This window comes from Escherichia sp. TW14182 (assembly GCF_000208525.1).
GTDB lineage: Bacteria > Pseudomonadota > Gammaproteobacteria > Enterobacterales > Enterobacteriaceae > Escherichia > Escherichia ruysiae.
The window spans coordinates 1-10746 of sequence record NZ_AEJZ01000108.1; the positions used below are offsets into that span (position 1 = coordinate 1).

The following is a 10746-nucleotide window of genomic DNA, read 5'->3' on the forward strand; positions in this document are numbered from 1 at the left end:
AAAAGAAAACCGCGATTACCTTGTGTTTGTATATTATAGCTTATCATTTTTCCTGAAAAGACATAGAAGTCAGGAAGAAGTAGTGCCAGCTTATCATCCTCAACTTGATCAATAATATCGAATTTATTTATTTTATTGGAGGTGAGATGCAAGGTGTTATAATTTTCAGTCCATGTGTATTCAATATCACGTCGAATTGCTTTATAAGCCTTTGTATTTTGTTTCCATGTGCCGCTCAGTGCAACTATACCTGTCTTTTTGTTTTGGTTATACATAAAGTCAAGGGTGAGATTGGCTTGTCCCTGGTCATTAAAAATAACCCAGTTGGCTGTACATTTTTCATTGTATGCGATTTTCTCTTTAGAATAATTATAGGTAATAAAAAAGACAAATCCACTAATAAAACATAAAATAAGTATCAGGCTTTTTTTATAACGAGTCACGATTAACCCCACGATAAGACAAAGTTAAACAGCCTGTGACTTCGTTATTTCTATAGCTTTTTTTGCAGGCCATAACAATCAAACCCGGAAACGACCTGGCAAGGGGAAAATATAACCATGGATATTTTTTGCAGTCAATTCCTGTCTCTAATATATGGTTTTTATATTTATCGAAATCTTTCAGACCATCGATGCTATCTTCTGTAACATTAAAATGACAACCATTTATTTCTGCAACAGTCCGGTAATCTCTAAAGAATGGTTTGGGTTGGTTATTATTCCATAGTAAAAATGCGGTAAGCAAACCCACACCAAATGCACTTAACATTGGTAAATAAAATTTAGAGCGCGAGAGTATGTTCCTGACATGATTATCTGGAGCAGCATTTATCTCTTTAACCTCATCTGTAACGTTCAAATTGAGGGGAGAGTTATGCTTTTGAACATCTATTGAAGAGGGTGGGGTATGATTTTCTATGTTGATATCGTTATTGAGCTTGAACCCTTTTCTCGGCACGGTTGCAATAAGCGAATGAGTCGTATCACCAACCGCGCGAAACCCACGCCTGATAATCGATATGTTTTGGTATAACGTGTTGACCGGTACACGCATACCTTCTTCTTCCCAGACTCTGGAGAAAAAGTCCTGCTGGGCGACCACATCTGGAAAAGCTTCGAGTAGCAACGATAAACACCTGCTTGCGGGCGTTGTCAGAACAACGTTCAACTCGGCGTCATGTACCGAAATTAATTTCTTGTGTTCCGGCCAGAACTCAATATTATTGTTAATAATCCAGTACATAGGTCAATAAAACACAGCATTAAGAAAATTGAAATGAGATAGTTTGGTAAGTATATTAGTATTTACCTAATAAATATATATTAATTTTATATTCACTACGACAATTATAATTGCAATATATTAATGCAACTTAAAACACCATGTGTATTAACATATTTAACGCTTATAACGTCTACTTCCCGGGCTTTTTCGCTCATGAATTTTTGAAATGGCACACAAAATTCACATAATTAAACTAAAAATTAACAAGCGGAATTGGAAGCTCATCTTATAAAACACGGGCATCATTATAAATGCCCGTATATACAATTATTATTGTCGATAGTTACGTTTCAATGCTGAACTGAGTTCGAACGTATAAATAATTCGTTTATTTTACCACCCATCCTTTTTTCAATTCTTTGCTTGTAGGCGTAGATGCTGCGGATATCCATGTCGAGAGTGTCTGCAATTTGATATGGATTATAGCCAGATACCATATGCCCCATTATGGTGAACTCCATTTGAGTCAATGTATTGCCTCTGGTAAATGACAGGTAACGACCAATAAACAGCTGCCTGATCTTCTCGTTAGCAACATCCAGTCCATCATCATTATATATAATAGCTGATATTGCGGGATTGTGTTTTCTCCAGTAATTAGCAAGAGATTGCATATTCCTGTCGCTTATCAACACAATTCCCATTTCCGTACTTGCAAGATACTCAATCCAGTCTTTATCCAGAAAAAGACGTAAAAAACTTACTGAAAAATCTACAAAAATATATCCACTTAATCGAGCATTGTGATTTTTACTTAATATGCCTTCAACCACACCACGATTAAAATACGAACTATCTTCGGGCCACATACAAAAACAGGCGTTTGCACAATACTGCAAGCGCGGTGACTTTTCTGGCATTATTTGGCAATGCATTGAGCAACTATTGCATGTAAGACTTTTATATCTACTACAAAGTCTCATGTTAATAACCTCCCTATTCATAGATAATCGCATAATTTCATTGGTTATTGATGATGTCAATACGCTCTGATTTAATAAGCTTTTAATGGGGATTTGCGTTTAATCTGTATTTGATATTATTCTCAATAAGATATTTAAGAATACATCATTAAGTTTTAAATATGGCTGGATTTCACTCGGTTAACCATGTTGGGCTTATTGCAAATCAGATAAGTGCCTAATGCATTAGGAATATCTATACTGCAAATTGTTTTCGAATAACCAGACGATATCGTGTAAATCTAAGTGATGCATCTTAAATAGTCTTATTTAAGATGTTCAGATTTTTACTGAGGATAACAGCTTGATATTGTTTGTTTATGCTATAGATTGTCAGGAGGGTGATTAATGGTGGAGAGGCATTGTAAGAACTGGAATGGTTCAAAATAAGGACTATTTTGAACCATTCACATCAGCGATTAACTAAAGAACATTACCGATACGCACAGGATACCCACGATCAACGTAATTAGATTTCCGATGGAACGCCAGGGTTTAAGGGCAGGAATGAGATACGTAGACAGTGTTGGCATGATAAAAAGAATCATGGCAATGAGCGGACCACTGATCGCGTAAATCATCGAAATTGCGTTAGGGTTGATGCAGCAGACGATGAAAGTAATCAGCGATACCAACATAATTGACAGCGCGCGGTTAAATGCTCGGCTTTTTTTAACTCCCGCCTGCTGTAACGTGGTTTTGACTAATTCCGTCGCACCTTCAATAACGCCAAAGTAGGTGCCTAAAAATGATTTAGACATGGCAACTACCGCGACAATAATCCCGGAAATTGACAACCACGCAGGGGCATTTGGCAGCATAGATAGTGCCGATAAAATGGTGACGCCTTCCTCTTTTGCCGCCTCAATATATGAAGGTGGAATTGATAACAGGCAGCTAAAGACGAAGAACAGCACGCTCACGCAGATGATGAGATAAGCGACCTTCATAATTTTTTTGCATTTATCCATAGCGTGTTCGCCGTATTTTTCTCGTCTGTCGATAGCAAACGTAGAAATAATCGGAGTATGGCTAAAGGCGAAAACCATCACGGGAATCGATATCCATATCTGGTGAAGGGTATTCTGATTGAACTCTACCTGGGTTGTTAATAAAGAAGGCTGCCAGCTACCGACCAGGTAGATGGAAAGAAATAAGAAGTAGGCAATCAGCGGGAAAACCAAAAATCCCATTACCCGAATTGTGGCGTGACGCCCCATCAGAAAAATAAGATTCAGGATTAACACAACGCCAAGACTCACCAGCATACGGATGCGTAGATCAATGACCATATGCTTCGCCAGCTGTTCAGTGAGTGAGTTGGTGATTGCCACTGCGTATATCAACACCACGACAAAAAAGGCAATGAAGTACAGAGTGGTAATCAGATTACCGATCTTTTTGCCATAGTAGTGAGTTACCGCGCCAGTGATCCCTTCGCCTGCCGATGTTTTTGAAGAAAGGATGAACTGGCATAAGGCTTTATGTGGCCAATATGTTAAAGGCCAGGCGACCAGTGCAGTAATAAACAGAACCACCGCTCCTGCTGAACCTAATTGAATAGGAAGGAAGAGCGTGCCTGCGCCAACGGCTGTGCCGTAGAGTGCGAAGCTCCAGAGAGTTTCTTCTTTTGACCAAATTTTAGACATTATTTGAACGTATCATCTACAAATTAAACAAAATGGAGGGCAATTTACCATAAACCAGGCCAGTCATGGGAGATTAACGCTATATCAACCTCTGGATTGGTGTGTTAGTAGATGCAAACCTTGCGTGCCAGTCAGATATCATCCTCCCTTCTTACGGTAAATTTCCTTTGTGATAAAAATCACTTTTTTTAAACATTTTGGATAATTGAAATTAACAATCATTTACTATTGCGCTGTTAATTGGTGCGAGGTTGTGATGAAAGATGTTGTGATTGTCGGTGCGTTACGAACACCTATCGGCTGCTTTCGTGGAGCGTTGGCTGGTCATTCTGCGGTGGAACTAGGCAGCCTGGTCGTGAAAGCATTATTAGAGCGCACCGGCGTTGCTGCACATGCGGTGGATGAAGTGATTCTTGGACAGGTTCTTACTGCCGGGGCAGGGCAGAATCCAGCACGGCAATCGGCCATTAAAGGTGGTCTTCCCAACAGCGTTTCGGCAATTACCATTAATGATGTTTGTGGTTCCGGGCTAAAAGCTCTGCATCTTGCTACTCAGGCGATTCAGTGTGGTGAGGCTGATATTGTTATTGCCGGTGGTCAGGAAAATATGAGTCGTGCGCCACATGTTTTGACTGATAGCCGCACCGGAGCACAGCTTGGCGATAGCCAATTGGTTGATAGCCTGGTGCATGATGGATTGTGGGATGCATTCAATGATTACCATATTGGTGTCACTGCCGAAAATCTGGCGCGCGAATATGGTATCAGTCGTCAATTACAAGATGCCTACGCACTTAGCTCACAACAGAAAGCGCGGGCGGCCATTGATGCCGGACGATTCAAAGATGAGATCGTCCCGGTCAGAACGCAAAGCAATGGGCAGTTACTGATTGTTGATACCGATGAGCAGCCGCGTACCGATGCCAGTGCCGAAGGGCTGGCTAGTTTAAATCCGTCCTTTGATAGTCACGGTTCTGTTACCGCAGGAAATGCCTCATCCATCAATGATGGCGCGGCTGCGGTAATGATGATGAGCGAAGCCAAAGCACATGCGTTGAATTTACCCGTACTGGCACGTATTCGCGCCTTTGCCAGCGTTGGTGTTGATCCTGCGCTGATGGGCATTGCTCCTGTGTATGCGACTCGCCGTTGCCTGGAGCGTGTAGGCTGGCAGTTGGCTGATGTCGATCTTATTGAGGCTAATGAAGCATTTGCCGCGCAGGCGCTTTCTGTTGGCAAGATGCTTGAATGGGATGAACGCCGGGTCAATGTCAATGGCGGCGCGATTGCATTGGGTCATCCGATTGGCGCCTCTGGCTGTCGCATTTTGGTTTCTTTGGTTCATGAAATGGTGAAACGCAACGCTCGTAAAGGATTGGCTACACTCTGTATTGGTGGTGGTCAGGGCGTGGCATTAACTATTGAGCGTGACGATTAGATCTGTATTTCTTCCTTATCCGTTAAACCTCTACCGCCATCAAGCTGCTTTATAATGATGGCTGGCACGTCTATGCATGTCCCATATAGAACCTGACTTTTTCCTTTCCCCTGCTTATTCGTGATCGATACTACACTTTTTACAATCGTCATCTTAAAAATGAAACAATGTTTTATTTTTAATTGAAAAGAGCACATCACGGGCTTATCATCCTTCAATAGAAAAACGAAACGATGTTTCATAATCGTTCTGGTTTCACACTTCAATGATTATCGGAGGTTGATGTGGACGTAAGACAAAGCATCCATAGCGCGCACGCGAAAACACTGGATACCCAAGGGCTGCGCAATGAATTTTTGGTTGAAAAGGTATTCGTCGCGGATGAGTACACCATGGTTTACAGCCACATTGACCGTATTATTGTTGGCGGCATTATGCCGGTAACTAAAACGGTTTCCGTTGGCGGGGAGGTTGGTAAGCAACTGGGCGTAAGCTACTTCCTTGAACGTCGCGAGCTAGGGGTTATCAATATTGGCGGAACCGGTACGATTACCGTCGATGGTCAATGCTACGAAATCGGTCACCGCGACGCCCTCTATGTTGGTAAAGGTGCAAAAGAAGTTGTTTTTGCCAGCATTGATAGTGCCACTCCGGCGAAGTTTTATTACAACTGCGCACCTGCTCACACGACGTATCCCACGAAAAAAGTCACGCCATCTGAAGTGTCTCCGGTTACGCTGGGCGATAATCTCACCAGTAACCGCCGCACGATTAACAAATACTTTGTGCCGGATGTGCTGGAAACCTGCCAGTTGAGTATGGGGCTGACAGAACTGGCACCGGGAAACCTGTGGAATACCATGCCGTGCCACACCCACGAGCGCCGGATGGAAGTTTACTTCTATTTCAACATGGACGATGACGCCTGCGTTTTCCACATGATGGGGCAGCCGCAAGAAACGCGTCACATTGTGATGCATAACGAACAGGCGGTGATTTCCCCAAGCTGGTCTATCCATTCAGGTGTAGGAACCAGGGCTTATACCTTTATCTGGGGCATGGTCGGTGAAAACCAGGTCTTTGATGATATGGACCACGTTGCCATTAAAGATCTGCGCTAGTCGCGGATATAAATTAATAAGGTATTATCATGATTTTAAATGCATTTTCTCTTGAAGGTAAAGTTGCAGTTGTCACCGGTTGTGACACTGGGCTGGGGCAGGGAATGGCGTTGGGTCTGGCGCAAGCGGGCTGTGACATTGTGGGTATCAACATTGTTGAGCCAACTGAGACCATTGAACAGGTCACTGCGCTGGGGCGCCGTTTTTTAAGTCTGACCGCCGATCTGCGTAAGATTGATGGTATTCCAGCACTGCTGGATCGTGCGGTGGCTGAATTTGGGCATATTGATATCCTGGTGAATAACGCCGGATTAATTCGCCGCGAAGATGCTCTCGATTTCAGCGAAAAAGACTGGGACGATGTGATGAATCTGAATATCAAAAGCGTGTTCTTCATGTCCCAGGCGGCGGCGAAGCACTTTATCGCGCAGGGTAATGGCGGCAAGATTATTAATATCGCGTCAATGCTTTCATTCCAGGGCGGGATCCGTGTGCCCTCATATACCGCATCAAAAAGCGGCGTGATGGGTGTGACGCGCCTGATGGCGAACGAATGGGCAAAACACAACATCAACGTTAATGCGATTGCTCCGGGTTATATGGCGACCAACAATACTCAGCAACTGCGGGCTGATGAACAGCGTAGTGCGGAAATTTTGGATCGCATTCCTGCGGGGCGTTGGGGGTTGCCGAGCGATCTGATGGGGCCGGTGGTGTTTCTGGCATCCAGTGCTTCTGACTATGTTAATGGCTACACCATTGCCGTGGATGGCGGCTGGTTAGCACGTTAATTCATCTTGCTTACATTTATGACCCTGTCACATTGGCAGGGTTTTTTATTTCTGATAATCAACATAATCCATATCATGGCTATTAAATAATCCATATTAATTATCAATTGATGAGTTTTGTTAGTTTTAACTGCTTTAAAATTAGTTGCTTAATTATAATGTCATTAATTTTACTTAATTTTAAAAGTGTAATGTCCATCACATAACTGCATGTGGCAGCAATTTAATCCATATTTATGCTATTTCCGACCTGACACCTGAGTTAATTGTTCACGTATTTTTTCACTATGTCTTACTCTGTGCTGGCAGGAAAAAATGGTTACTATCAATACGGAATCTGCTTTAACGCCGCGCCCTCTGCGTGATACGCGGCGTATGAATATGTTTGTTTCGGTAGCTGCTGCGGTCGCGGGATTGTTATTCGGTCTTGATATCGGGGTTATCGCAGGTGCATTACCGTTTATCACCGATCACTTTGTGCTGACCAGTCGTTTGCAGGAATGGGTGGTCAGTAGCATGATGCTTGGCGCAGCAATCGGTGCGCTGTTTAACGGCTGGCTGTCGTTCCGTTTGGGACGTAAATACAGCCTGATGGCTGGTGCTGTGCTGTTCGTATTGGGCTCAATAGGATCAGCGTTTGCCACCAGTGTCGAAATGTTAATCGCGGCCCGTGTGGTTCTGGGGATTGCGGTGGGGATTGCCTCTTACACTGCGCCACTGTATCTCTCTGAAATGGCGAGTGAAAACGTGCGTGGCAAGATGATCAGTATGTACCAGTTAATGGTCACGCTTGGCATCGTTCTGGCGTTTTTATCCGACACGGCATTCAGCTATAGCGGTAACTGGCGTGCGATGTTAGGTGTTCTTGCCTTACCGGCAGTTCTGTTGATTATTCTGGTGGTATTTCTGCCGAATAGCCCGCGCTGGCTGGCGGAAAAGGGGCGTCATATTGAGGCGGAAGAAGTGCTGCGTATGCTGCGCGATACGTCGGAAAAAGCGCGAGAAGAACTCAATGAAATTCGTGAAAGCCTGAAATTAAAACAGGGCGGTTGGGCGCTGTTTAAGATCAACCGTAATGTCCGTCGAGCAGTGTTCCTCGGTATGTTGTTGCAGGCGATGCAGCAGTTTACTGGTATGAACATCATCATGTACTACGCGCCGCGCATCTTCAAAATGGCGGGCTTTACGACCACAGAGCAACAGATGATTGCGACTCTGGTGGTGGGGCTGACATTTATGTTCGCCACCTTTATTGCTGTTTTTACGGTAGATAAAGCGGGGCGTAAACCGGCACTGAAAATTGGTTTTAGCGTGATGGCGCTGGGCACGTTGGTGTTGGGCTATTGCCTGATGCAGTTTGATAACGGTACGGCTTCCAGTGGTTTGTCCTGGCTCTCTGTTGGCATGACGATGATGTGTATTGCCGGTTATGCGATGAGCGCCGCGCCAGTGGTGTGGATCCTGTGCTCCGAAATTCAGCCGCTGAAATGCCGCGATTTTGGTATTACCTGTTCGACCACTATGAACTGGGTGTCGAACATGATTATCGGCGCGACCTTCCTGACTCTGCTCGATAGCATCGGCGCGGCAGGTACGTTCTGGCTCTACACTGCGCTGAACATTGCGTTTGTTGGCATCACCTTCTGGCTTATTCCGGAAACCAAGAATGTCACGCTGGAACATATCGAACGTAGACTGATGGCTGGTGAGAAATTGAGAAATATCGGTGTCTGATTTCACAGGCCGGATGTGCTGTACATCCGGCCTTTTTTTCGCTAATAGAGATCTGGCACCAGGCCGTTGAGGCGTTTGTTTCGTTCCTTAATCAGCTCTGTTGCGGTAACTCACATCAGGAGAGAGGAATGAAAACAATTGGTTTGCTGGGAGGAATGAGCTGGGAATCCACCATTCCTTACTATCGCCTGATAAATGAAGGCATTAAACAGCGACTTGGCGGGCTTCACTCTGCGCAAGTGCTGCTACATAGCGTCGATTTTCATGAAATAGAAGAGTGCCAACGTCGCGGTGAGTGGGACAAAACAGGAGAGATTCTTGCCAGTGCGGCGCTTGGATTACAGCGGGCAGGAGCAGAAGGCATTGTGTTATGTACCAATACGATGCACAAAGTAGCAGATGTCATCGAGTCTCGTTGCTCACTGCCTTTCTTACATATTGCGGATGCCACCGGGCGTGCCATCACCCGTGTTGGAATGACGCGCGTGGCGCTGCTGGGAACGCGCTACACCATGGAACAGGATTTTTATCGTGGACGGCTGGCAGAGCAATTTTCTATCGATTGTCTGGTGCCTGAAGCGGATGAGCGGGCGAAAATTAATCAGATTATTTTTGAAGAGCTGTGTCTGGGGCAATTTACCGAAACGTCACGCGCTTATTATGCGTAAGTCATTACTCGTCTCGCAGAACAGGGGGCGCAGGGCGTCATTTTTGGCTGTACTGAAATTGGTTTACTGGTGCCAGAAGAGCGCAGTGTCCTGCCCGTGTTCGATACCACCGCTCTTCATGCCGAGGATGCCGTCGCTTTTATGCTGTCGTAATTCGCTACAAAATAGCGTTAAGTGAGGCAACCAGATTCGGTAAACCTGCCTGTAAGTGCTCACTAAATGCCTGCACCAGTGCTGATGACGGACGGTGCAGGGGGCGAATCAGGCTAACGGTGAACGGAACTGCAATACTAAATCGCCGCACCACTAAACCGCTTGCCGCATAATCCAGTGCGGTGAGCGGGTTAACCACGGAAACTCCCGCCCCCGCCCGTACCATCGCGCAGACTGACGCGGCGCTATGGGTTTCCACAATCATGCGGCGTTTAACCTGATGTTCATTAAATAGTTGATCCAACAACTGGCGATAGCTATCAGTACGGGAAAGGCTGATGTAATTCTCACCCTGAAAATCTTCCGGCGTTAATACCTCTTTTGCCGCCAGCGAATGCCCCTGTGGTAAAACACAGACTTCATCTAAAGACAGTAATTCAGTACGTTCCGTACCCGCAGGCGTATGCAGCGTCTCGGTGAGGCCTAAATCATGGCGCTGGGCTGAGAGCCACTCTTCAAGTAGCGGCGATTCCTGCGGCACAATGTTTAAGCTGACTTCAGGATAGCGGGCCAGAAACGGTTGCATCAGTGGCGGCAAAAAAGACTGCGAAAAGACCGGCAAGCAGGCAATAGACAGTTCGCCCTGGCGAAATTCGCGCAAACTTTCTGCGGCACTGACAATGCGATCCAGGCCGTACCAGGATCGCTGCACCTCTTCAAACAACCGCAGCCCTTGCACGGTAGGATGTAATCGTCCGCGTACGCGCTCAAACAATTTCAGCCCAATCACTTTTTCAAAGCGCGCCAGTTCGCGGCTGACAGTGGGTTGTGAAGTATGTAGCAGTTGTGCTGCTTCAGTCAGGCTTCCGGCGGTCATTACCGCATGAAAAATTTCAATATGACGTAAGTTAACGGCGGCCATCTGCTTAATCTCATTCTCCGG

Annotated in this window: 9 protein-coding genes and 1 pseudogene; 5 read left to right on the forward strand and 5 right to left on the reverse strand. The window is 45.2% G+C overall.

What is annotated here, in order from left to right:
• From EQY_RS0110485 to EQY_RS0110500, 4 genes are all read right to left on the reverse strand, one after another.
• Positions 1-443: YqeJ family protein (locus EQY_RS0110485; protein WP_000199216.1), on the reverse strand; the 443-nt coding region annotated here is incomplete at its 3' end.
• Positions 430-1245, reverse strand: a complete 816-nt coding sequence (locus tag EQY_RS0110490) for a winged helix-turn-helix domain-containing protein (RefSeq protein ID WP_000289860.1) — start codon at positions 1243-1245, stop codon at positions 430-432. The genes EQY_RS0110490 and EQY_RS0110485, both read right to left, overlap by 14 nt.
• Before the next feature lie 332 nt (positions 1246-1577).
• Positions 1578-2210, reverse strand: coding sequence for a helix-turn-helix transcriptional regulator (locus EQY_RS0110495; RefSeq protein WP_010354900.1), 633 nt, complete (start codon positions 2208-2210; stop codon positions 1578-1580).
• Positions 2211-2668: 458 nt separating this feature from the next.
• Entirely contained in the window at positions 2669-3898 is a 1230-nt protein-coding gene (locus EQY_RS0110500; RefSeq protein ID WP_000036849.1) for an amino acid permease, read from the reverse strand.
• Between the two features lie 256 nt (positions 3899-4154).
• Between EQY_RS0110500 and EQY_RS0110505 the strand changes: the two genes are divergently transcribed.
• The 5 genes and pseudogenes from EQY_RS0110505 (at position 4155) to EQY_RS0110530 (ending at position 9803) form a co-directional block, all read left to right on the forward strand.
• Complete coding sequence (locus EQY_RS0110505; RefSeq protein WP_000656049.1) at positions 4155-5336, forward strand: acetyl-CoA C-acetyltransferase; 1182 nt, start codon at positions 4155-4157, stop codon at positions 5334-5336.
• 284 nt (positions 5337-5620) lie between these two features.
• Positions 5621-6457, forward strand: a complete 837-nt coding sequence (gene kduI, locus EQY_RS0110515; protein ID WP_000383255.1) for a 5-dehydro-4-deoxy-D-glucuronate isomerase — start codon at positions 5621-5623, stop codon at positions 6455-6457.
• 29 nt (positions 6458-6486) lie between these two features.
• Positions 6487-7248, forward strand: coding sequence for a 2-dehydro-3-deoxy-D-gluconate 5-dehydrogenase KduD (gene kduD, locus EQY_RS0110520; RefSeq protein WP_000602499.1), 762 nt, complete (start codon positions 6487-6489; stop codon positions 7246-7248).
• A gap of 315 nt (positions 7249-7563) precedes the next feature.
• Complete coding sequence (gene araE, locus EQY_RS0110525) at positions 7564-8982, forward strand: arabinose-proton symporter AraE (RefSeq protein WP_000256429.1); 1419 nt, start codon at positions 7564-7566, stop codon at positions 8980-8982.
• Positions 8983-9110: 128 nt separating this feature from the next.
• Positions 9111-9803: pseudogene (locus EQY_RS0110530) on the forward strand (aspartate/glutamate racemase).
• A 4-nt stretch (positions 9804-9807) separates the two neighbouring features.
• Here the strand turns inward: EQY_RS0110530 and lysR are convergent.
• Positions 9808-10725 (reverse strand): DNA-binding transcriptional regulator LysR, encoded by a 918-nt coding sequence (lysR, locus tag EQY_RS0110535; RefSeq protein ID WP_024212515.1) that lies wholly within the window; start codon positions 10723-10725, stop codon positions 9808-9810.
• Positions 10726-10746: the final 21 nt, after the last annotated feature.